This is a genomic window from Phycisphaerae bacterium, assembly GCA_024102815.1.
Taxonomy (GTDB): Bacteria; Planctomycetota; Phycisphaerae; order UBA1845; family UBA1845; genus JAGFJJ01.
In genome coordinates this window covers 16,224-42,287 of the sequence record JAGFJJ010000069.1, presented here as the reverse complement: position 1 = coordinate 42,287, position 26,064 = coordinate 16,224, and the positions used below count along the sequence as shown (strand labels likewise).

At 62.4% G+C, this 26,064-nt stretch carries 21 protein-coding genes; 13 read left to right on the top strand and 8 right to left on the bottom strand.

The features are described 5' to 3' along the window. Window positions 1-191: 191 nt before the first annotated feature. The 3 genes from J5J06_16410 to J5J06_16400 all read left to right on the top strand — a co-directional run bounded on the left by J5J06_16410 (window position 192) and on the right by J5J06_16400 (window position 2,044). Window positions 192-446, top strand: coding sequence for a CopG family transcriptional regulator (locus J5J06_16410; GenBank protein ID MCO6438677.1), 255 nt, complete (start codon window positions 192-194; stop codon window positions 444-446). Window positions 447-523: 77 nt separating this feature from the next. Beyond that, window positions 524-1,447: a sulfite exporter TauE/SafE family protein gene (locus J5J06_16405; GenBank protein ID MCO6438676.1), complete on the top strand. Its 924-nt coding sequence runs from the start codon at window positions 524-526 to the stop codon at window positions 1,445-1,447. 120 nt (window positions 1,448-1,567) lie between these two features. Further along, window positions 1,568-2,044: a hypothetical protein gene (locus J5J06_16400; protein ID MCO6438675.1), complete on the top strand. Its 477-nt coding sequence runs from the start codon at window positions 1,568-1,570 to the stop codon at window positions 2,042-2,044. Here J5J06_16400 and J5J06_16395 read toward each other — a convergent pair. Continuing rightward, the gene (locus J5J06_16395) at window positions 2,041-4,068 is read right to left on the bottom strand and encodes an elongation factor G (protein MCO6438674.1); all 2,028 of its coding nucleotides are present in this window, start codon (window positions 4,066-4,068) and stop codon (window positions 2,041-2,043) included. The genes J5J06_16400 and J5J06_16395 overlap by 4 nt on opposite strands. Before the next feature lie 428 nt (window positions 4,069-4,496). Here J5J06_16395 and J5J06_16390 point away from each other — a divergent pair, with 428 nt between their 5' ends. The 9 genes from J5J06_16390 (at window position 4,497) to J5J06_16350 (ending at window position 16,041) form a co-directional block, all read left to right on the top strand. After that, the gene (locus J5J06_16390; GenBank protein MCO6438673.1) at window positions 4,497-6,470 is read left to right on the top strand and encodes a TolC family protein; all 1,974 of its coding nucleotides are present in this window, start codon (window positions 4,497-4,499) and stop codon (window positions 6,468-6,470) included. Between the two features lie 224 nt (window positions 6,471-6,694). Further along, window positions 6,695-8,542 carry an efflux RND transporter periplasmic adaptor subunit gene (locus tag J5J06_16385; GenBank protein ID MCO6438672.1) on the top strand — a complete coding sequence of 616 codons (1,848 nt, stop codon included), beginning with the start codon at window positions 6,695-6,697 and terminating at the stop codon, window positions 8,540-8,542. Between the two features lie 6 nt (window positions 8,543-8,548). Continuing rightward, window positions 8,549-9,271: an ABC transporter ATP-binding protein gene (locus J5J06_16380; GenBank protein MCO6438671.1), complete on the top strand. Its 723-nt coding sequence runs from the start codon at window positions 8,549-8,551 to the stop codon at window positions 9,269-9,271. 339 nt (window positions 9,272-9,610) lie between these two features. Then, window positions 9,611-10,390: a sigma-70 family RNA polymerase sigma factor gene (locus J5J06_16375; protein MCO6438670.1), complete on the top strand. Its 780-nt coding sequence runs from the start codon at window positions 9,611-9,613 to the stop codon at window positions 10,388-10,390. A 95-nt stretch (window positions 10,391-10,485) separates the two neighbouring features. After that, window positions 10,486-11,367: a tRNA pseudouridine(38-40) synthase TruA gene (gene truA, locus J5J06_16370; protein MCO6438669.1), complete on the top strand. Its 882-nt coding sequence runs from the start codon at window positions 10,486-10,488 to the stop codon at window positions 11,365-11,367. Next, on the top strand, window positions 11,364-12,587 hold the full coding sequence (locus J5J06_16365) for a glycosyltransferase family 4 protein (protein ID MCO6438668.1): 1,224 nt from the start codon (window positions 11,364-11,366) through the stop codon (window positions 12,585-12,587). Before truA ends, J5J06_16365 begins: the two co-directional genes overlap by 4 nt. A 149-nt stretch (window positions 12,588-12,736) precedes the next feature. Then, complete coding sequence (locus J5J06_16360) at window positions 12,737-13,426, top strand: PEP-CTERM sorting domain-containing protein (GenBank protein MCO6438667.1); 690 nt, start codon at window positions 12,737-12,739, stop codon at window positions 13,424-13,426. 211 nt (window positions 13,427-13,637) lie between these two features. Beyond that, window positions 13,638-14,960, top strand: coding sequence for an acyl-CoA/acyl-ACP dehydrogenase (locus tag J5J06_16355; GenBank protein ID MCO6438666.1), 1,323 nt, complete (start codon window positions 13,638-13,640; stop codon window positions 14,958-14,960). A gap of 121 nt (window positions 14,961-15,081) precedes the next feature. Beyond that, complete coding sequence (locus J5J06_16350) at window positions 15,082-16,041, top strand: hypothetical protein (GenBank protein MCO6438665.1); 960 nt, start codon at window positions 15,082-15,084, stop codon at window positions 16,039-16,041. A 53-nt stretch (window positions 16,042-16,094) separates the two neighbouring features. Here J5J06_16350 and J5J06_16345 read toward each other — a convergent pair whose 3' ends face one another. Beyond that, window positions 16,095-17,144: an aminotransferase class I/II-fold pyridoxal phosphate-dependent enzyme gene (locus tag J5J06_16345; protein MCO6438664.1), complete on the bottom strand. Its 1,050-nt coding sequence runs from the start codon at window positions 17,142-17,144 to the stop codon at window positions 16,095-16,097. A 42-nt stretch (window positions 17,145-17,186) separates the two neighbouring features. Then, window positions 17,187-17,681, bottom strand: coding sequence for a ferritin (locus tag J5J06_16340; GenBank protein ID MCO6438663.1), 495 nt, complete (start codon window positions 17,679-17,681; stop codon window positions 17,187-17,189). 290 nt (window positions 17,682-17,971) lie between these two features. Here J5J06_16340 and J5J06_16335 point away from each other — a divergent pair, with 290 nt between their 5' ends. Next, the gene (locus tag J5J06_16335) at window positions 17,972-20,749 is read left to right on the top strand and encodes a PAS domain S-box protein (GenBank protein ID MCO6438662.1); all 2,778 of its coding nucleotides are present in this window, start codon (window positions 17,972-17,974) and stop codon (window positions 20,747-20,749) included. Window positions 20,750-20,757: 8 nt separating this feature from the next. Here J5J06_16335 and J5J06_16330 read toward each other — a convergent pair whose 3' ends face one another. Genes J5J06_16330 through J5J06_16310 form a run of 5 tightly spaced genes read right to left on the bottom strand, consistent with a single transcriptional unit; the run spans window position 20,758 to window position 26,063 of the window. Further along, window positions 20,758-22,047 (bottom strand): DUF2088 domain-containing protein, encoded by a 1,290-nt coding sequence (locus J5J06_16330; GenBank protein MCO6438661.1) that lies wholly within the window; start codon window positions 22,045-22,047, stop codon window positions 20,758-20,760. Window positions 22,048-22,097: 50 nt separating this feature from the next. Further along, window positions 22,098-22,763, bottom strand: coding sequence for a bifunctional 4-hydroxy-2-oxoglutarate aldolase/2-dehydro-3-deoxy-phosphogluconate aldolase (locus tag J5J06_16325; GenBank protein MCO6438660.1), 666 nt, complete (start codon window positions 22,761-22,763; stop codon window positions 22,098-22,100). Window positions 22,764-22,802: 39 nt separating this feature from the next. Further along, a complete protein-coding gene (locus J5J06_16320; GenBank protein MCO6438659.1) occupies window positions 22,803-24,020 on the bottom strand; it encodes a GAK system CofD-like protein in 1,218 nt (405 codons plus the stop codon). Next, entirely contained in the window at window positions 24,017-25,177 is a 1,161-nt protein-coding gene (locus J5J06_16315; protein MCO6438658.1) for an HprK-related kinase B, read from the bottom strand. The genes J5J06_16320 and J5J06_16315 overlap by 4 nt, the downstream gene beginning before the upstream one ends. Continuing rightward, window positions 25,131-26,063 (bottom strand): GAK system ATP-grasp enzyme, encoded by a 933-nt coding sequence (locus J5J06_16310; protein MCO6438657.1) that lies wholly within the window; start codon window positions 26,061-26,063, stop codon window positions 25,131-25,133. Before J5J06_16310 ends, J5J06_16315 begins: the two co-directional genes overlap by 47 nt. Window position 26,064: the final 1 nt, after the last annotated feature.

The window sequence follows — 26,064 nt, the reverse complement described above, 5'->3', positions numbered from 1 at the left end:
AAACTCGTACAGGGAGTCATCGTCAGCCAGCACCCTGCCACCTGAGATCGGTCAAGTCGCGGTCGCGCGGAATGATGTTGTCGGGCGGCCATCAGTCCGATAAACCTATTCGACAGGAATCCGGAATGAATCCATCTTGACTCCAAAAGGAGCCTTGCTAGACTCCAATTGGAGCCTTTCGACGGAGCGGCATGATGAGCACCGCCAAGGGGCCAAAGGACAAAGGGCGGGTGACGATCAAGATTCCCGCCGAGTTGTATGAGAACCTCTCTCGCATCATCGAGAACACCGGCTTCCGCAGCGTGACGGAGTTCGCCGTTCATGTCTTGCGGGACGTCGCCAGCGGGGGAAAGTTCGAACACAAATCGGGCGCGGCGCCTTCCCTTTCGGAATCGGAAATCGAGGCCGTGCGCCGGCGACTCCGGGCGTTGGGCTATATCGAGTAGACCACCGATAGTTCCCGCCCGAGGCGCATCGAGAGACGGAATCGACTCTCGCGGCACACCATTCAGGGGGGATCGTCATGGAAGCAACGTCCGTCGGAACATCCGGTGTCGGGTACTATGTCCGCCATAGCCGACGACTTCGCATGTGGGCGCTGGCGGTTCTTGGGGTTGTTGCGGCGTTCGTGATTCAGGCCGCAATTCCGGAGTGGACGCCGCTGCCGGCTGTCAGCGGCGAACTGGCCGCGCTCACGCTGATCATCGTGTTCCTGACCGCGCTGAGTTGTGAGTACATCGACTCCGCTCTGGGCATGGGTTATGGAACCACGCTCACGCCCCTGCTGCTGCTCGCGGGGTTCGAGCCGCTCCAGATCGTTCCCGCGATTCTCTTCAGCGAGTGCCTCACCGGGCTGGCGGCCGGGCTGCTTCACCATCGCGATGGCAACGTTGATTTCCTTCGTGATCGCCGCGCGATCCATACGGTCGTACTCCTGTCCATTTTGAGCGCGGCCGGCGCGATCGCCGCCGTCACTGTCGCGCTCAAGATTCCCAAGGTGTGGCTCAGCGGGATCATCGCCGTGATCATTCTCTCCGTGGGGGTGGTCATTCTGGCCACCGTTCGACGCCAGCTTCGCTATCGCCGCGGCCACATCATCGCGGTCGGAGCTATTGCGGCATTCAACAAGGGTCTCAGCGGTGGCGGCTACGGACCGCTGGTCACCGGGGGGCAGGTCGTCTCCGGTCTGCCGGCCAAGCACGCGGTGGCCATCACGTCGCTGGCGGAATCGCTGACGTGCTTCGTGGCCCTGGTAGCGTATTTCGTGGGACTGAAGGGCGGGCCGATCTACTGGCCGTTGGCTGTGCCGCTGACCCTGGGGGCACTGCTCAGCGTACCGCTGGCCACGGTCACGGTTCGGTTCCTGCCTGAATCCGTCATGCGTGGAAGTGTAGGTATCCTGACATGCATTCTCGGCATTGTTACGATGATCAAGGTCGTTTTCTGAGGGCGTCGGCCGCATAGGCCGAATACTGTATTCGCGGCAGTCCGAATCAGCGTCGTTTGTGCGGATGCGGGACGCCACGAGTAGAAAGGCGCGAGACTTATGAAGCGAGTGGAGTTGAACGTGAGGCGGAAAAGTGATGCGAAGATCGGGATGGCCGTGATCCAGGTGAGCCAGCGCCACTCCGCAATATTGGTCCTGGGTCTCCTCGTCATGTTCTCAAGCGGGTGCGCTTTGAAGGAAGTGCGGGGCCGCAGCTCCTTCGGGCCGGAATACCGCAACCATAGCCAGGCCCAAACCAACGACATCCGATTTGAAGCTAAGCAAGGCATCGAGTTTCGCTGGGACAAGGGCATCACGACGGGCGTTTCCTACCGGCGCCGGGATATCGACGACGGTAACGGAGATAACGAGAACCTCATCCTCTTCGAGATCGGTTATCCCATCTGGTCGGCGCCGAAGTCCGAGGACAAACTCGCCCAGCGGGTGGCCGAATTGGAGCGGCAACTGGCGGAAATGCGGTCGCGTTCAACTGAGCGGTCCGGTATTGCTGACCACTCAGACCAAGAACCATCTCCGCACGTTGTCCCGATGCGTTAGTGTCCTGCCTCCTCGTGCTCCTTCTTTGCCGCGTCGACGATCTGCTGCTGGACGTTGCCGGGCACGACTTCGTAGTGCGAGAAATCCATGGAATAACTGCCCTGGCCGCCGGTGATGCTGGACAGGCGCGAGTTGTAGTCGGCCACTTCCGACAGAGGAATCTGGGCCTTGATGACCGCCATGTTGCCCGGAAGCATCTCCTGTCCTTGAGGGCGGCCACGGCGCGAGGCAAGGTCGCCCTGAATGTCGCCCAGATTTTCCGCCGGGCACGTCACCTCGATGTGCACGATGGGCTCGAGCAGAACGGGCTTGGCCTTCATGAATCCTTCCTTGAAAGCCCCGCGACCGGCGATCTGGAAGGCAATGTCCTTGCTGTCGACGGGGTGCGTCTTGCCGTCGGTCAACTCCACCTTGACATCGACGATGGGATAGCCGGCGAGGACGCCCTCGGCCATGACCGCCCGGATGCCCTTGTCCACGCTGGGACGGAAGGACTGGTCGATCGCCCCGCCGAAGATCTTGTCGACGAACTCGTAACCCTCGCCGCGCTGGGCGGGAAGGACGTTGATGACGACCTTGCCGTATTGACCCGCGCCGCCGGTCTGCTTCTTGTGCGTGTATTCAATGTCTTTGGCCGTTCCCGTAATGGTCTCGCGGTAGGGAATGCGGGGCGGTTTGGTGTCCACGTGCAACTTGTACTGGCCGGCCATGCGGTTGAGCATGGTTCGCACGTGGAGGTCGCCCATGCCGTTGACCACGAGCTCGCCGCCGGTTCCCCGCTCGGAGGTGAAACAGGGATCCTCCTCCTCGAATCGCCGCAGGGCCACGCCGATCTTGTCCTCGTCACCTCGGCTCTTCGACTCGATGGCCAGGGAGAACATCGGCTTGGGGAACGCCGGCATATCGACCGTGCCCGTTTCCTTGGAGGTCAGCACATCGCCGATTCGGTAGTCGAGCTTTGCCAAGGCGACGACGTCGCCGGCCATACCGCTTTCCAGGTCCCTATGTTCCCCGCCGAAGAATCGCATGGTATGGCCCGGACGAGCCCCTTTCGTGGCGTCGGCCGTATGGATGCTCATGTCGCTGGTCAGCGTGCCCGAGAAGATTCGCACACCCAGGTACTTGATGTGGCTCTTGGGGTCGGTCGTGACCTTGAAGACCTGCCCGACGAACGGGCCGTCCGGAGCGGCCTTGAGCTCGATTTCCTCCTCCTCCGTCTTGAGGACGCGGTGCTTGCCGGTCACCGGGCTGGGGCAAAGCGCTACCATGGCGTCCAGGAATTCGGCGACACCGACGCCGTCCACCGCGTCGGTAAACAGGATGGGGCAAAGTGCTCCCTGGGCGACGGCCCGCGGAGCATGGGACCGGGCTTCTTCGTCAGCCAGTTCGCCGCCCAGGAATCGCTCCATGAGCTCGTCGTCCACGCCGACGATCGCATCGATCAAGGCTGAATGGGCGTCCGCAACGCTCGAGAAATCCGCGTCACCGGAATCGCCGGCGAGGCAGTCGGCAACCTGCTTTCCGCCGCCGGTCGGGAGGTTCACGGGCAGGCACTCGGCTCCGAACGACTCCTGGATAGCGGCCACCAGGGCAGGCAGGTCGACGTTTGCGGAGTTTATATGGTTAATGACGAACCAGATCGCCAAGCCGTACGACTTCGCCTTCTCGTACATCTTTCGCGTATTGACTTGAATCCCGGCCGAAGCAGAGATGACGATCACCGCGCACTCGGCCGCCGCCAGCGACGCAATCGCCGGCCCGCAGAACACGCTGATCCCGGGGGTATCGATCAGATTTACGTGGCAGTCCTTGTGATTCAGGAAGGCAACGGACGAGTCCAGCGAGCTCTTCTTCTCCCGGGATTCCTCGGTGAAATCGAGAATGGATGTCCCATCGGTCACGCTGCCCTGGCGCGTGGTCATTCCGGCCTTGAACAGGAGCGCTTCGGCGAGCGTGGTCTTACCAGCTCCGGTGTGTCCCACGAGAACGACATTTCGGTACTGATCGGGTTGGAAAACAGCCATCGGTGACTCCGCTCGAACGAATTTTGCACACCGCCGCATCGAACCCCGTACCCGCGACGGGACCGTCGATGCTGCGAAACGGGCATCCTAACCAGTGGGTCGCCCTTATGCCAAGCGCCGGCGTTGGGCAAGGGGCCCGCCGCACGGACGGCGAGAATTCTCGGGGGGGAATCACCCTGGACGCCCCCGACTTCCGCGCGGGGCGCGAGCCAACAACCGGAAGCAATCACTCGGACGGTGAACGTCCACTGGCGGCGCATGATCGGTGATGGTCCGATTCCCTCTCGCGCCTATTTGTGCAATCTTGTCCGCGTCAATTGCTCGGCATCCGCGTTCCTCGCCATACATGCGAATCAGCCGACTCCACTTGCCCGCGCCAGTCCTGGACCCTTGACACCCGCCCCGCACGCAACGCATGATTCGCCTGCATGAACGCCGATCTTCGCTCCGCAACCCCCCAGCCGAGTTCCGCCTGCGTCATACTTGTTTGTCTGGTCTGCGTCGTATCCATTGTTGGATGCCACGATGCCGTCACCCACTGGACCGACCGCTCGGTGTACAAGGCCATTCGCGACGGTCAACAGGCGGCCCTGGGCGAGACATCCAACGCCTACATCGGTGATCCGCATGAGCCGGTGCGGCCTTCCGGGGCCATGTACGATTTCGAGCCCCATCCGGTGACGCCGGAGATTCCCTCCGAGTTTCGCACGGGAGCCCCTTCCCAGCCCGAAGCGGCGGCACAGCCGACGGCGTCAAGCCCGGTCCCCGGGGAAGAGTCGCCGATTGCCTCGCCCCCCCCACCGGCATCGCCCGTATCGCCGGAAGACGCTTCGCCGCCCGTTCCCTCCGCGGACGACACGTCGCAAATACCAACGCCCGCTGCCGAGTCCGCTGAAGCCGCGCAGTTAAGCAACACGGCCGAGGAGAGTGCTCAGCCGGTTCTCACGCCGGACATTTACCCCCCGGATGTCCGCGAGCATGTCGAGGTGTTTACCTTGAGGGATGCGATCGCCGCCGGGATCGAGAGCGCCCGCACTCTTCAGGACGCCCGCGAGGATCTCTACCTTGCGGCCCTGGACCTGACCCTCGAACGACATCTCTGGACACCGCAGTTCGTGGCCAATTTCTCGGCGGATTACGCCAACGAGGGGGAGGCCGCGCTGTTTGCCCAGACGCTGAACGCGACGAGCGACGTGGGATTCTCTCAGCGCCTTCCTTACGGCGGGACGGTCACGGCCCGGGTCATCAGCAACCTGGTTCGCGATCTTCACGAACGGGTCACCACCGCGGAAACGGGCTCGGTGATTCTCGAAGCCGCGATCCCCCTGCTGCGGGGATCGGGTCGCGTGGCGTATGAGTCCCGCTACCAGGCGGAACGAAACCTCATCTACGCGGTACGCAACTACGAGCGTTTCCGGCGATCGTTCATCGTCGATGTCGCCGCCCGTTATTTCGACCTTCAACAGAACAAGGCGGCGATCAACAACACCTACAAGAGCTACGTGAGCCGCCTCAAAGACTGGCAGCGGGCCGAGTTCATCAACCGACTGGGGCAATCTCGTTCGGTCTTCGAGGCCCCCCGCGCCAAGTCCATTCTTCGGCAGGCGGAAGCCCAACTGGTCAGCGCCAAGGAGCGCTACGAATCGGCCCTGGACCAGTTCAAGATCTTTCTCGGCCTGCCCGTCTCCAAGCTGCTCAACGTGGTCAGCCAGGACGAGGATGAGCAGAGCCAGTCCCTCGACTTGATGCTCCCCGATGTGGAGCTCGACACGGCGGAGGAAGTGGCGATACGCCTGCGCTTGGATTTGCTCAATGAAGCTGACAGCGTCAATGACGTTCGTCGCGCCGTCGTCGTGGCCCGAAACCAGATTCTTCCCGATCTGGACGTGAGGGGTTCGGCCGATCTTGGCACACCACCCGACCGTTACAACGTCGTGGGATTCAACACCGACCAGACCCGCTGGGAAGCCGGTGTCGAACTGCGACTTGACGATCGCAAGACCGAGCGGAATTCGTACCGCGCCGCACTCATCAACCTGCGACGGAGTGAGCGGCGCTTCGACGAAGCTCGTGACAGGGTCCGTGCCGACGTGCGCAGCGCCGTCCGGCAAATCGGTCAACAGGCTGAGGTCCGCAATATTCAGGCGCTTAACGTCGAGGAGAACCAATACCGACTCGACGCCGCCCGTGCTCAATTCGAGCTGGGAAAGACCACCAACCAGGACGTCGTCGACGCCGAAAATGATCTGCTCACCGCTCGAAACAGCCTGGCCTCGGCCGTCGCCGCCTACCGGAACGCCATTCTGCTTTTCCGTCTTGATACGGGTACGTTACGGATCGCCGATGACGGCACGTTCTCTCCGGAGATGTTCGTGTTGCCGGCCGAACCGGCCGGTCCGTAGGGGATTTCCGCGCGACGACGCACTAACATTTTCCGTCGCGAAGCGACTTATTCGTGCCAGACCTCGCTTTCGCGGCGACGCCCCGTCGCGCCGCACGTACAAGTTCGTACGGCGGCCGCATTTGTAGCGGGCCGACGGTGGTATTATGTTGGGACTGTAGTAGCGCCGCGAAACTGCGCCGAGTGGTTTCGATGAATCACGACTCCTAGCCGGACAAACCGACCATGACCAGCTCACCATCGACCGCAGCGCCCGCCGGCAGCCGATCCGTTATCGCCGCTGAAAGCAGAAAGGCGAAGCGTCGAACCGCCCGCCCTGTCCTCATTGTCGCCCTTTCGATCCTCCTCGCCGGAATTCTGGGCGGCGCCGGGTGGGCGGCATGGTCCCTGCGCGAACAGCAGGCCACCATCGCCTCCGCTGACAAGTTCACCGTCATTCCACGGACATTTGACGTCGTCCTCAAAGAGAAGGGCGAGCTCAAGGCGGCCAAGTCCACCGACATCATCTGCGAGGTCGAGGGACGCACGACGATCATCAGCCTCATCGAGGAAGGCGCCTATGTCGAACCGGGTGACGTGCTCGTGCGGCTTGCCAGCGACGCCATCGAACAGCGCATCCAGGAGGAGGAATTAAAGGAAGCCAACGCCGTCACGGCTTACGAAGCGGCCAAGACCGAGCTCGACATTCAGCGCGACAAGAACGCCAGCGACATCCGCAAGGCGCTTCTGGATATTCAGCTCAAGGAGCTCGAGCTCGACAAGTATCTCAAAGGTGAGTGGGTGCAGCAGCGACGCGACGCCGACATCGCCATCGAACAGGCCGAGATCACGCTGAAGAACGCCGACGAGGACTATCAGGCCTCGCAGCAGTTGTACGATCGGGATTTCACCACGAAAACGGACTACCAGCAGGCCGAGTTCGCCTACAAGAAGGCCGGATGGGATCTTCAGAAAGCGCAGCTCGCCAAGACTGTTCTCACGGACTACACCCACGTCGCCCAGCTCACGAAGTTGCAGTCTGACCTGGAAGAGGCGCGCAAGGAACACGACCGCGTGGATAAGAACGCCAAGGCCGAGGAGACCAAGAAGCAGCGCGATATGGAGGGCAAGAAACGCGAACTCGAGCTCATCCAATCGCAGCTCGCCAAGCTTCGCACGCAGTTGTCCAAGACCACGATCGTCGCTCCCACGGCCGGGTTCGTCGTCTATGGATCGGGCGACAGCGGTTTCCGCTGGGGAAATAACGATCAGATTCGCGAGGGCGCCGAGGTCTACGAGCGGCAGGTGCTCATGCAGGTGCCGGACACCTCGCGCATGCTTGTTGTTGTTCGTGTGCACGAATCCAAGACGGACCGGCTCGCCCTTGGACAGCCGGCGCGCGTCACGGTGGAAGGTGTTCCCAACCGCGAGTTCACGGGAACCGTCACCAAGATTGGTGTCGTCGCCGCAACCCAATCCCGCTGGCTGAACCCCGACCTCAAGGAGTACGAAACGGAGATTTCCCTCGATCCGTCCGAGGTGCCGCTGAAGCCCGGCAACACGGCCCTGGCGACGATTCTTGTCGAGACGGTGACGGACAAGCTGGCCGTCCCCGTTCAGGCCATTTACAACCGAGGACGGCAGCGCTACGTGTTCAAACAGGACGGAGCCGACATCGAGCCGACGAGCATCACGCTCGGTGCAACGGGGACCGAGTTTGCGGAAGTCTCAGCCGGACTGCAACCGGGGGACCAGGTACTGCTCGCATTCGGCGACAACCTCAAGCGGATGATCCCTGAAACCGGACCCGAGAACGGCCGACCCGGCGGACCACCGGCGGGTGCCGGTGGGTCGCGCCGCGGACGACCGTCCGGCGCCCCGGCGCAGGCTCCTCGAGGAGGTGCCCAGGGGCGACCCACCCGTCCTGCCGGCGTCGCACCTGCGGAAAAGGCCACCCAGAAGCCCGAATCGGATTCCGAGAAGAACGCCGATGCCACCGCTCCGAAGGGCGACGACGACAAGGCGACCATTACGGTGAAACCGAAAGGGACGGAAGGCGAGGCCACCGCGCCCCAGCCCAACGCCACGCATTGAGACCGCATGATTGCTTCCGTCAGAAAGCTCACGAAGGTCTACGGCACACCCGGCGGCAAGGTCAGCGTCCATGCCCTGCGCGGCATCGACATCGATTTCGTGGAGGGCGAGTCGGTGGCCATCTGTGGACAGAGCGGCTCCGGCAAGAGCACGCTGCTGAATCTGCTCGGATGTCTCGACCGCCCCACTTCCGGCCAGTACTTTCTTGGCGACACCGACGTCTCGCAGCTTGACGATGACGAGCTCTCAGACATTCGTGGCCGGCATATCGGCTTCGTATTCCAGAACTTCAATCTCATTCCGCAGTTGACGGTCCTGGAGAATCTGGAAGTTCCGCTGTTTTACCAGGGTTCACCGCCGGCTGTACGTCGCCAGAAGGCAGAAGAGCTTATCGAGATGGTCGGACTCGGGGAGCGAGGCCACCATCGCCCGATGGAGCTGTCCGGAGGACAGCAGCAGCGTGCGGCCATCGCTCGGTCGCTCATCAACGATCCGCTGATCATTCTCGCCGATGAGCCGACCGGGAACCTCGATTCCCAGACGGGAGAGATGATCCTCTCCGTCTTCGACCGCCTCCATGCCGAGGGACGAACCGTCATCATGGTGACACACGAGCCGGATGTGGCCGCCCGTTGCGACCGAACCATCTGGTTCCGCGACGGCTCGGTTTTGAGCGACGAACGTCGATCCGGCCAACAAGCCCCGCAGGTTTCTGCCGCGACCGCCTGAGTCCAAAGCCTCCTTGCCCTCCCCAGGGACTGATAACCAAAAGCCGCCACCGCCGGCCCACCGACTGGGGCTCGCTCAGCCTTCGTGCGCGGCCGAAACTGCGCTTCTGCGCCCAATTTCGATCCAGTCGAGATGCCGGGAGCGGAAATATGGGAAAAATCATATTGACATAATGGGTAGACTGGAGAAAATGGATAACTAAGGACGATACGTGTCCTGCTGCCTGAATTCAGATGCTTTTCGGGCGGCGTGTCGTCGAGCACGTTGTCCAGCGGATGGGGAAGCGGTCACCCCAATCGTCGAAACTGGCTGATCCTGTTCAATTCGGAGGACGAGCGAATGCTCAAGGCAGAGATGTCGGTGGAAATGCTCTGGAAGAAGTACCTCAAGGATCGGGATGTCGAACTCCGCAATCAACTCGTCGTCTATTACAGCCACCTGGTTCATACGCATGCCGCCCGGCTGGCCCGCAAGCTTCCCGCACAAGTGTCCTACGACGAAATTTGCAGTGCCGCTTTCGACGGATTGATCGAGGCGGTCGAAGCCTACGATCCGGAGCGTAAGGCCAAGTTCGAGACATTCTGCCAGCAGCGTATATCCGGAGCCGTGATGGACTGGCTTCGCAGCCTGGACCCGCAAAGCCGGACCGTCCGCACGTTCGAAAAGCGACGCCTCATGGTCAAGGAAGCGCTTGGAACGGACCTGGATCACGCCCCGTCGCAGGCGGACCTCGCCGCCCGCATGCGGATGACCGTCGATCGATTCGATTATCTCTGCCGCCTGTCCCAACTGGGCAAGGAAGTTCATTTCAGCGCCATGGAACCCAGTGACGACCATCGTCACGAGGGAACCGGCCACTCCTGGGACACGCGCGATCCACGCAGCGAAGACCCGGCGTCGCCCGTCACCCGGGAGATCCTCGCCGACCATCTCACTCGCGGTCTGGCGCGGGAAGAACGGCTCGTGCTGATCCTCTACTACTTCGAAGACATGACCATGGCCGAGATCGGCGCGGTGCTGAACCTCTCGGAGTCCCGCGTCAGCCAGATCCACAAGGAGATCCTCACCAGGCTCCGCCACCGGTTCGGCGGATCCCTCTGCGAGGAGCTGGTCGCCTGATATTGCGAATCGGCCACGACCGAACCCGGGGCTGATTTCAGTACTGGAACATGCCGCCTTGCGAAGCAGGCGAAGCGCGGCGTACCATCGGCCGGATGAGAAATTCCGGGGCGCGCAATATCTGCCTCTGGGTAGCCTACGACGGAACTGATTTCCACGGCTGGCAGCATCAGGACGGGCAGCGCACCGTGCAGGCGGAACTGCAATCTGCCGCACAGTCGGTCGTCCGTCACCCGGTGACCCTGATCGGTAGCGGACGCACGGACGCTGGCGTTCACGCCCTCGGGCACGTCGATAGTTTTCTGACGACCAGCACGATCGATTGCGAGCGCCTCCGCCGGGCGATGCAGAGCCGACTACCCCCTGACGTTACCGTCCTGGACGCACTCGAGGTCTCCCCGGCATTTCACCCTGGATTCGCCGCGATTTCCAAACTCTACCGTTACCGGATTCTGCCCGCGGATCGAAAGCCCTCCGGCCGGGACAACCAACGGTTCGTGACCGTGATCTGGCACCCCGTGGACGTGGGACGCATGGCCGGCGCGGCCCGTCAGTTCGTGGGCACCCACGATTTCAGTGCCATGACCCCGCTCAGCACTGTTCGCCAGACGATGGTGCGCACGGTTTTTCGCTGCGAGATCGAGCAGCATCGTGACGAAATCCGGGTTAGTGTCGAAGGCGACGGATTCCTCTATAAGCAGGTCCGGACCATGGTCGGAACGCTGCTCGAGGTAGCGCGTGGCCGGTGGGACGCCGACGACGTATCGCAGATTCTCTCCAGCCGGGATCGGACGAAGGCGGGAGCAACGGCCCCGCCACAGGGACTGGGTTTGATGTGGGTCCGGTATCCGGCTGAAGTACTGCGTCCGGCGGGATTGGGTGGCGCGTCGGAGCCGGCCTCGGTTGAACTCCAATCCGGAACGCCGGGCGCCGCGGGCGCGGCAAATCCCCCCGAGAACAATCCGGTCGACGAATGAAGATCTGTCACATCATCACGCGAATGATCGTCGGCGGCGCCCAGGAGAACACCCTGCTGACCTGTCGTGGACTCCACGAGCGCGGCCACGAGGTCATTCTGTTATCGGGGCCGGAGACCGGACCGGAAGGATCGCTTTGGGAGCAAGCCCAAGCGGTGGGGTTCCGAACGGTGATTCTAGGCAGTCTTCGCCGCGCCGTTCGACCGCTCCGCGATTGGCGAGCACGAAGCGACATCCGGCGACTTCTAAAGGGCATCAACCCGGATGTCGTGCACACACACAGCAGCAAGGCCGGCATACTCGGTCGCGACGCGGCTCACGGCGCGGGCGTTCCGCTTGTCCTGCACACGATTCATGGAATGAGCTTCAATCGGACGCAATCGCCCCTGGTTCAGCGTTTCTACCGCATGCTGGAGAAACGTGCGGCGCGGAAAACCGACGTGTTTATCTGCGTGGCGGATGCCATGAGGCAACAGGCGGTGGCCGCCGGACTCGGCCCGGCCGAGAAGTTCATTACCGTGCGATCCGGAATCGAAACCGAACGATACATGCCGAGCGAAGAAACCCGGCGCCACGTTCGGGCTTCCTGGGGGCTCGTCGAAGAAGCCACTGTCATCGGCACCGTTGCCCGCCTGTTCGACAACAAGGGCTATGAGGAGTTGATCGAGGCGATGCCGAGCATTGTCGCCCGACATCCGGCGGCCCGATTCGTCTGGGTCGGGGATGGGCGGAACCGGCCCGTCTATGAGCGCCGGCTTGCGGATCTCGGCCTACGGGATCGGGTCCGCATCCTGGGGCTGGTCCGCCCTGAGGAGATCCCAGGGCTGATAGCCGGTTTTGATCTGCTCGTTCATGCCTCCCGTTGGGAAGGACTTCCCCGGGCGGTGGTCCAGGCTCTGTTGCTTGAAGTACCCGCCGTTGCGTTCGATATCGACGGTGCGCCCGAGGTCATCCGCGAGGGCGAGACCGGGTGGGTCGTTCCGCTGGGCGATGTCTCAGCGCTGGCCGATGCGGTCGTTCGACTTGCCGATAACCCGCAGCGGCGCCGCGAGTTCGGACGGCGCGGCCGTTCGCTTTGCCTCCACGAGTTCGACTGGCGAAGAATGGTGGAGCAGCTGGAAAAGGCCTATTCCCGGTCCCAGGGAGGCGGCGCTCCAATGTCCGAAATCGGGTCGAACAGTACATTGAGAACCGAAAAGATTTCTCCGAGTCATCAATGAAATATCCGAAAAACGGGCGCCGGCGCTGGCGGGGACATCCCGGGCGGGCTATAATGCGCGGGAAGGGGTAGTCTATCTACAACGCGGGCGGACTGTAGTTTTGGGGTGTCCGCCCCGTACTAATGGGGGTTCCCGGAGGTAGGAATAGCATGCTGTACCGGAAGATCAGCAATTGTGTATTGGCCCTGTGTTTCCTGGGCGTGATGAGCTCGAGCGCGGCCGCGGTTGATTTCTTGTCTTTCAACTACGGCAATCTGGATGGCGGCTTCAATTCCGGATCGCTGCTCTTCACGGCCGTGGATGACGCGGATGCCAACGGAAACGTTTCGCGCATCATCGCACCGTCGGGCAACGCCTTGTTCGCCGGAACGGTGCCTGCTTCCGGTTTCCCGGGGGCGGCGGCGTTTGGTCTGAGCATGAACCTTTCCGCCGTTACGAGCATGAGTGCCAACGGCAGCGGCTCACTGACGCTGACGGATATTGACGGTGATACGTTCACCGCCACGATCATGGGCACGTGGACGAACACGGGCGGATCAGCGACCTTCAACGGCCTGCTGACCAATGTGATACCGACGAACTCGTCGACCGACGGCACGTTCGACGGAAACTCGGGTGCGGGATTCTCGATGACTTTCCCGTCGGCGCCTCCCTATATGGGGGCGAGCGTCGTACTGGGCTTCGGCAACTGGTTCACGGATGGCCAGGGCGTGGCGCAGAGCTTCAGTGGTGCCACGACGTTGGCTTCGGGAGCCATCGTTCCCGAGCCGGCGACGCTCGGTCTGCTGGGCGTCGGAGCGCTGGCTCTGGTAGTTCGTTCGCGGAATCGCAAGAAGTAGTCCGCGACAGGATTCGACTTTCGAATGACTGCGGGCAATCCCTCCATCGGGGTTGCCCGTTTTTTTGCGCGCATGGACACGGCTCGCAACGCCCACTCCTGGCAACTCGGTTCGAATTACGGCGCCTTCTGGTACGCCCCCTGCCGAGCGATTATTATTAAGGACAAAAACCGAATTGACTCTTGGCAGACCCACGGCAGGAGGTGGAGACATGGGCATCGATTTCACGCTTTCGGACGAACAGCGCGAGATGCAGCGCGTTGCGCGACTGTTCGCAGAGAAGGAGCTGCGGCCGGTCGTGGAACAGGCCGACCGATTGGCGAACCCCTGGGAGGGGTTCCTGGCGACGAAGCCCGTGTACAAGCGGGCGTACGAACTGGGGCTGGCGATGGCGTTCGTGCCGCGCGCGTACGGGGGCATCGGGGCCTCGAACGTCGACTACCAGATCGTGGCCGAGGAAATCTGCGCGGTCGATCCTGGATTCGGATGCACGCTGCTGGTCAACGGGCTGACCCTGCTTCCCATCCTCTGGTACGGCAGCGACGAGCAGCGGGATCAGTGGCTGCGGGCTGCAACAAGTGATCCGGAGAAGACGTTCATCGGCGGGTGGATCGTGAGTGAACCCTCCGGGACGGCCAATTTCGACGGCGATGGGCCCCTGCCGGCCGGCATCAACGTTACCGCGACTTACGACAAGGCCAACGACGAGTACGTCCTGAACGGTCGGAAGATGTGGAACACCAACGGGTGCGGCTGGGATCGGCGCGGAGCCGATGTCTGCGTGGTGATCGCGCGGACGGATCCCGAGTCTGGGGGGACGCGCGGACTCTCCGCGTTCATTGTCCCGCGTGGCACGAAGGGATTCGAGACCACCGGCATCCTTGACACGCTGGGCCACCGCACAACAGTTCAGCCCGAACTGCTTTTCGACCATTGCCGGATTCCGGCCTGTAACCTCCTCCCGGGCAGCAAGGGGAACGGCGACCTCTGCCTCACCAAGGCATTCACGTGGAGCGGTCCGGTGGCGGGAATTGCCGCCGTCGGAGTCATGCGGGCGGCGTTCCAATACGTGCTCGAGTGGTCGCGAAACTACACCGGCGGCGGAACCCACCCGATCATCCATCATCAGAATGTGGGCTACATGTTGGCCAACATCAAGATGAAGATCGAAGCCGCTCGGTATCTTTCCTGGAGAGCGGCCCATTACCTTGATTGCCATGACGGTGAAGGCCAGGAAGCCGCGGCGCTGTCCAAGATTTTCAACGGGGAATTGGCCGTCTCGGCCCTGAACGATGCCATGCGGCTCATGGGTGTCAACAGTTATCTGCGCGATTACCCCTTGGAGCGGCACATGCGTGATGCGTTGTGTTTTCCGATCTATGACGCGGGGAACATGGGAATGCAGCGGCGCAGGCTTCACGGGATCATCGCGGATTCCAGCTACAATCCGATGGCTCTGGCTGAGAACCTTGCGATGCGATTCCGCAAGTCGATGCTCGGTCTTGACTCCCGGGCGGGACATCACGTCTCATAAAAGCAGCGGTTTCCGGAAACCATGCCGGCGCCTGCTACAATCATGCAGCAGGGGAAGATTCGATCGATAAACGTGGATCGAGTCGTCCGATGTCGCGCCAGTAAGCAAGTGGTGCATGTCCGTGCCGAATTCAAACACCGGAGCTGTCGCCCCGCCGCTTCCGCCTTGGGTATTCGAACTGGGTCTGAGCGAGCTGCGGCCGCAGTTCGGCACCGGCTCCGACATCGAGGTGTCCATTGGCACGGCCGCCCGGGCGACGCTGCAGAAGGCGATCATCCGTGGCGCCCGATCGCTGCCGGGAAATGCGTTCCGCGATGCGACACGGCGTGCCTACGAAACGCTGCTGGAACGCGTTTCGCGTTTTCCCGCAAAGCACCCCGTACGGTTCTGGGCGTTTCTTCCGGGCATTTTCGATCCTGTGGGCGAATTCGCGACACGGTACGCGGCGTTCAATTCGGGACGGCATCAGGCGTTCTTGAGTCACTTCGGAACCGCGGAGTCGTTCGCATCGCAGGTGCCGACTTCGACCGGTGTCGGGCACTTTGGCGATGAACTGGTCTTGGCTCTCCTCGCTCGCGACCGGCCGGGAGTCCATTTTGGCAACGTTCGCCAGAAAGACTCCTGGCACTATTCATCGCGATTCGGCGATCGGCCGCCCTGTTTTGCGCGGGGAACGCTGGTTGAGGAATCGGGTGGCGGGCCGCATCCATTGCTGATTGGCGGCACGGCCAGTGTCATCGGAGAGGAGACCCGGCACGCGGGGAATGCCGTCGCGCAGGCTGCGGAGTCGGTGCGCAATCTGGGCGCCGTGATCGAGGCGGCCCGAGCGCGCCTCGCCATCGGCGCGCTTCCTCCCACGAGTATCATTGCCGAACGCGCGGGCGACGATGTCGACTTCATTCCCCCGGAGATTACGCACTTGCGGGTATACGTGGCCCCCCAAGCCGATTTTCAAGTCGTCCAGGATTGGTGCGGCGAGCATGCAGGCTCCACGGTATCCATCGAGTGGATTGCTGCCGAAATGTGCCGGCCGGACCTGCTTGTGGAGATGGAGGCGTTGGCCGAGCTCCGAGACGACTGATGAGAATCAAGCCCTCGCGAAAAAAGAACGGAGGGCGCACGACACACCCGGAATCAGGCCGGCAACGGCTCGCGCAGGCAGGCGTGGATCAACTTGATGGCTGATTCGATGTCGGCCGAAGACACGTCGAGATGGGTCACCGCACGCACGCGCTGCGGCGCAACGGGCAGCAGCCATACTCCGGCAGCCTTGAAAGACTCGCAAACCGACTTGGCCGTACCGTAATCGGGATCGACATTGAAGTAGACGATGTTGGTTTCGACCGCGTCCAGGTCGCATTTCAAATGTCGCATTTCGGCCAGTGCTTCGGCCAAGCGGCGGGCGTTGGCGTGGTCTTCGGCGAGGCGCTCGATGTTATTCTGCAAGGCATAGAGCGCGCCCGCGGCGATAATTCCCGCCTGGCGCATGCCGCCCCCGAACATTTTCCGGAAGCGGTGAATACGGCGAACGACCTCACTGGAACCAGCTATAACGGAGCCGACCGGGGCGCCGAGCCCCTTGGAAAAACAGGTAGAAACCGTGTCGAAATAGCGGGTGTACTCGGTCGGCTTCACCCCGCGGACGACGCACGCATTCATCAGGCGCGCTCCGTCGAGATGCATGCGAAGATCGTTTTCGTCGGCGACCGCGCGAATTCGAGCGATTTCCTCGATCGACCAGATGCTTCCGCCCCCCCGGTTGTGCGTGTTCTCAACAACGATGAGGGCGGACCGCGGATAGTGGGAATCCGGCGGACGCACCGCGGCGCGCACGTCATCGGCCGTGAATAGACCTCGATCGCCGTTCAGCAGTCGCAGCGAGCAGCCGGAAAGACCCGATGGCGCCCCAGCCTCGTAATGGTAGATATGACTGTCCTGGTGGGCGACGATCTCGTCACCGGGCTGCGTTTGAGCACGGATCGCCGACTGGTTCGCCATCGAACCAGAAGGGACGTACAGGGCCGCCTCTTTGCCGAGCAGCGATGCGGCCATGTCCTGAAGCCGATTGACGGTGGGATCGTCGCCGAAGACGTCGTCCCCCACTTCGGCTTCCGCCATGGCACGGCGCATGGCCGCGGACGGACGGGTGACGGTGTCGCTGCGCAGGTCAATCGGCTGGTTCATGATGATTGCTCTCTGCCATTGCTGACTATCGCGCGACGGCCGCTACTTGCCGGCCTGCATCTGATGGAACACGCGCGTCTCGACGAGCAGGATGTTCGGACCGGCAAGCTTCACGAGATCGAGCAATTCCGTCATGCTGGCCACTTCCTCGACCTGCTCGTCGACGAACCAGTGGAGAAAGCTACGCGTGGCGAAATCCTTCTCCGACTCAGCCTGAGCGACGATCTCGTTGATGCTGCGCGTGACTTCAAGCTCACTTTCGAGAGCCGTCTTCACAATCTGCTCAACGGACTCGTACTTCCCCGACGGCTTGGGAACCTGCTCGAGATCGGCCCGGCCGTTGACTTCCAGCACGTAATCGAGAATCTTCATGGCGTGGTCGCGTTCCTCGTCAGCCTGAAGGCGGAAGCGCTTGGAGAGAATCTTGAATCCCATGGCATCGAACGCGCAGGCCATGGCCAGATACTTGTGCGAAGCTGCAAATTCCATGCTGACTTGACGGTTAAGTCGGGCGTTCATCGCCTCGGAGATCATCATTACGCTCACCTTTCCTTCCTGAATACACCTGAATACCCGCGTGAAGATGGTAAGAAGTCGTCCGGTAACCGTCAATGAAAAGACGGGGCGGATGGCGGTCCCGCGGAGCGAAGCGGGAGCATCCGCGGACGGCGCCTTTTGTGCGAGGGAACCTTCCGCGTGGCACTCCCGCGGAATCCGGCCCCCCGGGCTGCTCGTGGTCCGCAAAATGGTCGAAAGAGGATTGACGCTTCGATTGGTCGGGGCAAGACTGGTATCGGATTCCGCACCACAGCGACGGCATGTCTCGGATGAAAGCGACCCGCGGCGAGACAATTTCAGACGAATCGCTGCTGAGTGACTGCAGCGACGTACTGGCGCACGTCATTGCAGCAATCCCGGCAGCGCTCTGGGTGCATCGGGAGGGGCGCATCGTCTATGCCAGCGAACAGACCTGCGAACTAACCGGTTACCCGATGGAAGAGATGGTCGGCCTGGAGCTCCGGGCGCTTCTCCATCCGGACGCTCGGACCATTGCACAGGCCTGGGGTCCGGGCCAGTCCATCGACCGTCCCAGCATTTCCCGCTACGAAATTCGGATCCTCCGCAAGGATGGGCGTACACTCTGGCTGGACTACGTTACGTCACCCGTCCGCTATCGCGGCGAAGCGGCCTTCCTCGGCATCGGCTCGGATATGACGGAGCGGAAACTGACGTCCGATCGCCTGCGGGAAAGCGAGCGGGCACTGTCCACATTGCTGAGCAACCTGCCCGGTATGGCGTACCGCTGCCGCAATGACGCCGACTGGACGATGGAGTTCGTCAGCGAAGGCTGTGCGGAACTGACCGGATACGCCGCGGAGGCAATCGTTGAGAATCGGCTCGTTGCCTACGCGGACGTTATTCATGAGGAGGACCGGCAGCTTGTCTGGAACGCCGTCCAGCAAGGCGTCGATCGGCGACAGCCCTTTCGCATGACCTACCGGATCAGGACGGCCGAGGGCGTCGAGAAAGTCGTCTGGGAACAGGGACGAGGGGTCTTCGACGCGGCGGGGAACTTGCAGGCGCTTGAAGGATTCATCACCGACATTACGGACTGGCACCGCGCGGAGCAGGAGCTGAGGGAGGCGCGGGAATCGCTTGAGCGGCGGGTGGAGGAGCGGACGCGAGCCCTGTCTGACTCATACGAACAGGTCAGGCGGGCGGTCGAGGAACGGGTGCAGGCGGTCACGGCGCTGGACGAGAGCGAGAAACGAATCCAGACGATCGTGGACAATTCCCCGGCGGTTATCTACGCGAAGGCCGCAGACGGGCGGTATATCCTGACGAACCGGGTCTTTGAACAGATGTTCCACTTTACGCGCGATCAGATTGTGGGACACACCGATGTCGAGCTGTTTACGCCGAACTACGCTGAAGCCTTCCAGGCCAACGACCGCCGCGTGCGCGACACCGGCGTTCCCATTGAGTTTGAAGAACGGGTGCCGCAGGACGACGGCGAGCACATTTACCTTTCCGTGAAGTTTCCTCTCCATGACCTGGACGGCCGGGTTTATGCGGTCTGCGGCGTCTCCACGGACATTACGGAGAAAAAGCGCGCCGAAGTGGAATTACGCCGGGCGAAAGCGGCGGCGGAGGCGGCATCGCAGGCCAAGAGTCGCTTTCTGGCCAACATCAGCCACGAGATTCGAACACCGATCACGGCCATGCTCGGCGCCGCGGAGCTGGTGAATCGCGAATCCTCCAAGAACCTGCCACGGCGGCTGGAGACCATTGTCCGAAACGGGGAGTACCTTCTTTCGCTGATCAACGACCTCCTGGACGCGGCGCGGATCGAAGCCGGAAAACTGCAGGTCGATTGCGCGGACGTATCGCTCGTTTCCGTCATCGCGGATTGTTGTGCCATCGTGGAGTCGCTGGGTCGCTCACCCGACGTGGAGTTTCGTGTAGAGGTTGTTGATGCGATTCCGGCGGTGATCCATACGGATGCCACGCGACTCAAACAGGCCATCGTCAATCTCCTGAACAACGCCTTCAAGTTTACGCATGCGGGCCATATTCTCCTTCAAGTCCGAACAGGAGAGGACAAGAGGCACGTTGTCTTCGCCGTCGCGGATACCGGCGTCGGGATCCCGTCTTCGCGCCTGGAGGGCATCTTCGAAGCTTTTGCGCAACTGGATCGCCAGCCCATTGCGGGGAAGGTCGGCGCGGGGCTCGGGCTTTCGTTGACCCGTTGGATCGCTGAACAACTGGGCGGCGACATTCATGTCACGAGCGTTGAAGAACAGGGAAGCACGTTCACCCTGCGCGTCGCGATCGGAAACTGCGCGGACGAATCCCGTTTGACTCCTGAAGATGCCTATGCGGAGCTCCACCGATTGCGTTCGGGGGCGAGCGCAACGTCCCGTCGGTTGAAAGGTCGCGTGCTGATCGCAGACGATTTCCCGGACGCGCGGGAGTTGCTGGGACTGGCCCTGCGTGGTGCGGGCGCGGAGGTCGTGCTCGTCGGCGACGGGCACGAAGCGGTTTGCGAGGCCGTGGCGCAGCCCTTCGACCTCATTCTGCTGGACATTCGCATGCCGGGCATGGATGGGAACGCGGCCGGTCGCGAGCTGAGGCGTCGGGGATGTCTGGCACCGATCATCGCCTTGACGGCGTCCGTGTCCGGAGCCAACAACCTTCACGTCGTTGATCCGTGCTTTGATGATTTCTGGAGTAAGCCCATACCGCTTGATACGCTGATCGAGCGTTCAGCGGCCTATCTGCAAAGCGCCGATGTGGAAACCCGGGAATCGCAACCTCCGCCCGACAACACTGCCCAAATGGACGAGGTACGCCATCGATACGCGAGAGAACTTCCCCGCCGGGCGGAGACGCTGCAAGAAGCCATCGAACGCGGCGCATTCGCGGAAGCTCGGGAGATACTCCACCAGATGGTGGGCACGAGCGGAATCGTGGGATTCTCCGAGGTATCGGAGGCGGCTGTGCCGGTGCTGGAGGCGGTGCGCAGCGGTAACACCGACGAGGCCCAGCGGCTTCTCGCGCGCCTTCGGGAAATCATCGACTCCGCGACAACCGGCCTGCCATGACGCAGACATCATTGGTCGTGCAGATTGAAGTCCGCTGCCGGACCAGGGTTCGGCGCGCCGTTTTCCGCGGGCATCACGACCACAAATCCCGCGTCGTTCACGACGATCGTGTTCTGCATCGAGCCGCTGCACGCACCCGCGAGCCATTGGAGGGCCTCGGCGCGATCCGCAAACGCTCGCAGACCGGCGCGGCGTGCCAACTCATCGGAAAGGTTTGCCGAAACGACCGCAACCCTGACACCCCGCATCAGTGGATCGGTCAGGTGACGCAGTTTGACAGCTTTGTGATCTCCGAGGCGATAGCCCTCCTGTTCGACAAGGCGACAGGCCGAGGCGTAGTCAGGAGCGCGATCCAGCAGTCCCAGGAAGGCATCGTCCCCGACACCGTCGGGACAGTCGGCTTCGAGAAGAATCGCCCCGCCATCGCGAACGGCGCGATGGTTGTTCTTGAGGGCTTTGTCCGCCTGGTAGAGGCTGCGGCCAAGCGGCATGGGAACATGGAGCAGAAGCAGGTCGGCCGGTCCAGGAACGGCGTGAACGTAGACCGAGCGGACCTGGGGAAGCAACAACTCCAGGGTTGAAAGCGGATCGCCCACGGCGAGTTCGAGGATATGCCGCTCGGCCACGATTTCATTGATCGCCAGAAGGTGTTTCCCGCACGCCGAGAATTCTCGGAGAACCTGCGCAATGCCCTCATGCACGGGATTGCCATGCAAACAGAGCACGTCCGACCCCGGATGGAGCGCGCCGCGATGATTCGATTCGATGTCCGCCTTGGACATGCAACCGATCGTCGCCGTCTTGTGGGCGCCGGTCAGACCGGCGAAATAATGAGGCTCGACGCTGCCGACGGCCAGCCAGCAATCAAGTTCCACAAGCCAGGGATGAACGCGGACGCCGGCGAATGGCGCGAGGCACTCGCTGCGGGCATCGTGCCAGACGACGGCTGAAATCCGCAAGCCGCAATCGAGAATTGTTCGGGACTCGAAGTGCCTCTGTTCGGCGTTGGAAATGCGATGCGTGCCGGTGGCGACCAGTACGCGAAAGGACGGACTCGCTGACTGCCGCCCCAGCAACGTTGCCAGCGCGGTGAGCACCTCGCGCGTGCACGTGCTGCGGTGAGAATCGTTGATGACCAACAGGGCCTCGGGAGCGGCTTCACAGCACGAGACCCAAGTCGCAAGTTCGGTGGATGATTCCAGCCGCCGCGCGACCTGCGATTCGTCCAGCGGCTGGGCGGCAGCGACTCGCGGACCGAAAACCGCTGAAGGATGTTGGGCCAATTGCGCGATCGTCAAGCTTGAGTCCCCAGCAGCCTGAGAGAACTTCCGCCCAAAGGGTGGCAGGATCAGCCGGCGGCGCGGTGAGATTCGGTCCACGCCCGAAGACGGGTGAAGATCGCTGCCGCCCGATCGCGAATGGCATCGAAACGCCGGTGGGCAATGTCATCCGGTCGGAAGAGCGTCGCGACAAACCCTGCGCCCACGCAACCCGCGTCGAGGAACTCGGTGAAGTTCTCCGGCGTGACGCCGGCTGTTGGGAATATCGGCAGATCGGGGAGCGGGCCGCGAATCGCCCGAACGTAGTCCGCACCGCCCGGCGGGGCGGGGAAGAGCTTCACGAAATCGGCGCCGAGGCGCCATGCGGCGAGCATTTCCGTCGGCGTATACGCCCCCGGAATGGTCGGCACATCCAATCGAGCGGCTTCGGCAAGAACGGGCGGATCGCAAACGGGCGAAACCAGGAAACGCGCACCGGCCTGAACCGCCTGGCGGGCGGCCTCGGGACTGAGCACCGTGCCCGCCCCCACGAGGAGCCCGTCCCGGCGGGCAAACTCCGCAACCAGCTCCAACGCGGACGGCGTCGTCAGCGTGAATTCGACCATGCGGAAACCCCCTTCGACAGCGGCGTCGATGGCTCGTGCGGCGGAATCCCGGCTGTTGGTGCGGATAATCGCGCTGACTCGGGCACCCCGAATGATCTCGACGATTCGTGCTCTCTGGTTTGTTGACACCTGTTAATCTCCGATGGAATCACTTCGTAAACGACGACATCAGCTCATGGACAGCAGCACGGAAAGGAGCCGATCTTCATCAAGATTAGGCTCCGATTCGTCTGTCACAAGCGGCGCGTCAATGACATAGAGCCCCAGCGACTGGATCGCCTCCATATCCACCGCCGCGGCGTAGGCACTGGTCCGGCTGTCCACGAGCACGTGCGTCAGAAGCGTGTCCACCTTCGCTTTGGCGCCGCAATCAGCCGCCAGCGTTCGTACAAGAATGGCCGCGCAATCTGCGACGGAATGCCCGAACTGCTCCGGATCGGTTCCCGTGTTCGGGATATAGACTTTCGGGCAAGGGTTGGCTGCCACAGCGGCGCCGACACCGGCTGGAAGCAGGTTGGCCACGACGCTGGAGAAGAAACTGCCCATCGGAAAGCAGATGAGATCGGCTTGTCCGATGAGTCGGCGGACACGCTCGTCGATGGATACGCGACAGGGTGTCTTGGCTTCAAGATCCTTGACCAGGAACAGCTCGCGTATCGGACTGCCGATCGGGGGATATTCCTTACCGGCCATGCGGTGCTGGCCAACCACAAGATTGCCGTCCCCAAGCCGTGCCGCAAGGTGCAGGTCACCCGTGACGGTGGGAACGACGGTTCCCTTTACTTCGACAAGCCGAGAGAAAAGAAACACGACGGGATCAATCTCGTGGCGGTTGTTGAGGTATCCGCCGACGAGAACGAGATTCCCGATGCTCGCCCCGCGAAGGTCAAAGTCGGCCGGCATCCCCTCGTAAAAGTGCCGCAAGTGATTGCGGATCAGCTTGCGCATGGGGTCCATGATGGCGGAAACCAGGGGATCATTGCCGTCGATCATCGCCTCAAGCCGGCGACGCAATTCCTCGGCCGAGGCCTTCTGGGAAAGCCGATGGGCGAAGAGATTGAAAATGTCGGATTGTCCGCGCACGCTGCGGTCCGCCAGGGCCATGAGTCGGCTGCGCAAGTCCCCCACACCGGGGACGTCAAAAGCGCCCCGCAACTTCCCCGAGCTTCCGCCGGAATCAAAGGGTGTCGTCAGGTGGATGGAATTGTGCGTGTATTCGACGAGGGCCCGGCTGAGGGGATTGAGCGCCGTGCCTCCGCTGAAGAAGAGCACGCGCGGACCGTATTCCGGCGCCTTGCGGAAGCGCATGAGGCGGAGGCGGTCGGGAACGCGGTGCGTCCGGTGTATGGGAACGCGGACGGGGGCCGGAACGTCGCTGGGACTCATGGCTGTCCCCCACCCGGGATGGTTTTCGGAGTGTTCATCAATGACATCACGTTTTCGCACGCCCAGTCGAAGTCTGCCCCGCCCCCCAATTCGTATGCCGGGCAGCCGTCCAGCGCAGCAAGATACGCCTGGGGACGAGGCCGACGGACATCGGGATTGATCGACCCGCCGACCATGACGCCGACGGATTTCATCAGTGCGGCAAGCAGGTCGGACCGGGACGCCAGATTCACCCGATTCAATCGCGGCGGACCTTCACCCCGTTTCCAACTCAAGACGACGACACACCGAAGCGGGCTGGACAGCACGCGTTTACCTTCGCCGAAGCAAGCCTCGATGTCCACATCGTACTTGTCCTCAAGCCGCCAGAGTTCATCGGGAGAAAGCTCTGAAAGCGCATTGCGGCGCGATTCCGGGATCAGACTGCGCAGGATCGGGTTGGTGACGATGGTGCCGGGGTTTACCCGGGGCTGCTTGGGCAATCCGTACATGATCAAGCCGTCGCTGCTCTTTTGCGCAACGACGCGATCATTGCTGATGAAATCCAACCCCGCCCCGACGAGTCGCAGCGCAAGCGTTGATTTTCCGCGGTTGGAAAGCCCGGCGATGACCACCCCACCGCCAGGCCCGCGCACGCCGGCGGCGTGAAGCAGCACGCCGCCTCGATCCAGACGCCAGCGCAGGTAACGGCTGTCGATGAAATTGATGATCTGATTCGTGTTGCGAAGGGCCGGTCCGACGGCCACTGCCGACGATGGACCCATCAAGAACAACATGCCCGTCCGCACCTTGAGGACCACGCGCCCGTCGGCGAGGTCGGCCACCGCTTCCTTGCGTCGCGTCTTGCCTGGATCGAGGGGAACGTCCTGAAGCGGGATGCCCACGACGGGCGCGTCGCCGTCCACCACCGAAACACTATCATCGGGTCGTTGCTCGGTGAACGGTTCCCCTTGCTGCACAAAGGGGCGATAGTAATGCACAAGCTCATTGCGCAACTGCCCGGAGTTGGTGCGGACAGCAATCGAAAAATCTTCGAACTTCAGGCGCAGGGACGTGCCGCAGACCTGACCGGCCAGCAACGACTTCTCCAGCGCGGCGATGGTGGTCAAGTTATTGCTCACGGCTGATTCGCGAAAGGACGTGCCGGGCGTAGGCATCGGCCGCATTCACTCCTTCCGCTTCCCACAGGCCGCGGAATCCGCCAAAGGCCGAGACCTCGAACACGACCGGTCCAATCTCGCTTTCAGCAATATCCACGCAGGTGAAATCCAGGCCGAATACAGCCTGCGCCTTGTGGGCCAGGGCGACGATGTCGTCGCCGGGCTCGGCCCGCGCGTACTTCCCGCCGGAGGCGGTCGTCGTATTCCATGAATCCGCCTTCCCGACGCGGGCGTAGCTGCCCAGATACCGCCCTCCGCAGAATACCAAGCCGAGATCGCGACCGGGAAGCTTGAGCAGCTTCTGCACGTACACAAGGGCGTGGCCTTCATCGCGGAACTCCTCGATCGCGGAGCGAGCGGCCAGACCGGAATCGACCACGCGCATGCCGCGGGCCTTGGAGGTATACACGGGCTTGAGCACGGCCCGCCCGAATGTCTCAACGGCCCGGACCGCTGCATCGATGTCCTCTGTCACAACGGTGGGCGGCATGGGTATATCCGCCAAGGACAGCTCGACCGTGCAGCTCAGGCGGTCCAGCACCCGCTTGAGATTGGCTGGTCGGGAAAAAATGGGTGTACCGCGCTGCGCAAGCCAGTTCAGGACGCTAAGCCGATCCAGCATGCGCGGAGCATAGGTCCGGCCGATCTTCTTGAGAACGACGGCATCGACCAGAATACGTTCGGCGCCGCCCCAGACCCTCCCCTGGTCTAGGTCGAGCGTGAGTCCTCGGGCGTCCCACAAGGCGGTCTCGCAGCCGCAGCGCTTGAAGGCTTCGACGAGCATCTTCGTCGACCAGCCTCCCGGCAGGCCGATGACCGCAATCGACGGGGGTTCCGCTTCCACCCTGTTCACACCTTTCCCGGCGCTGCTCCGCGCATCCATC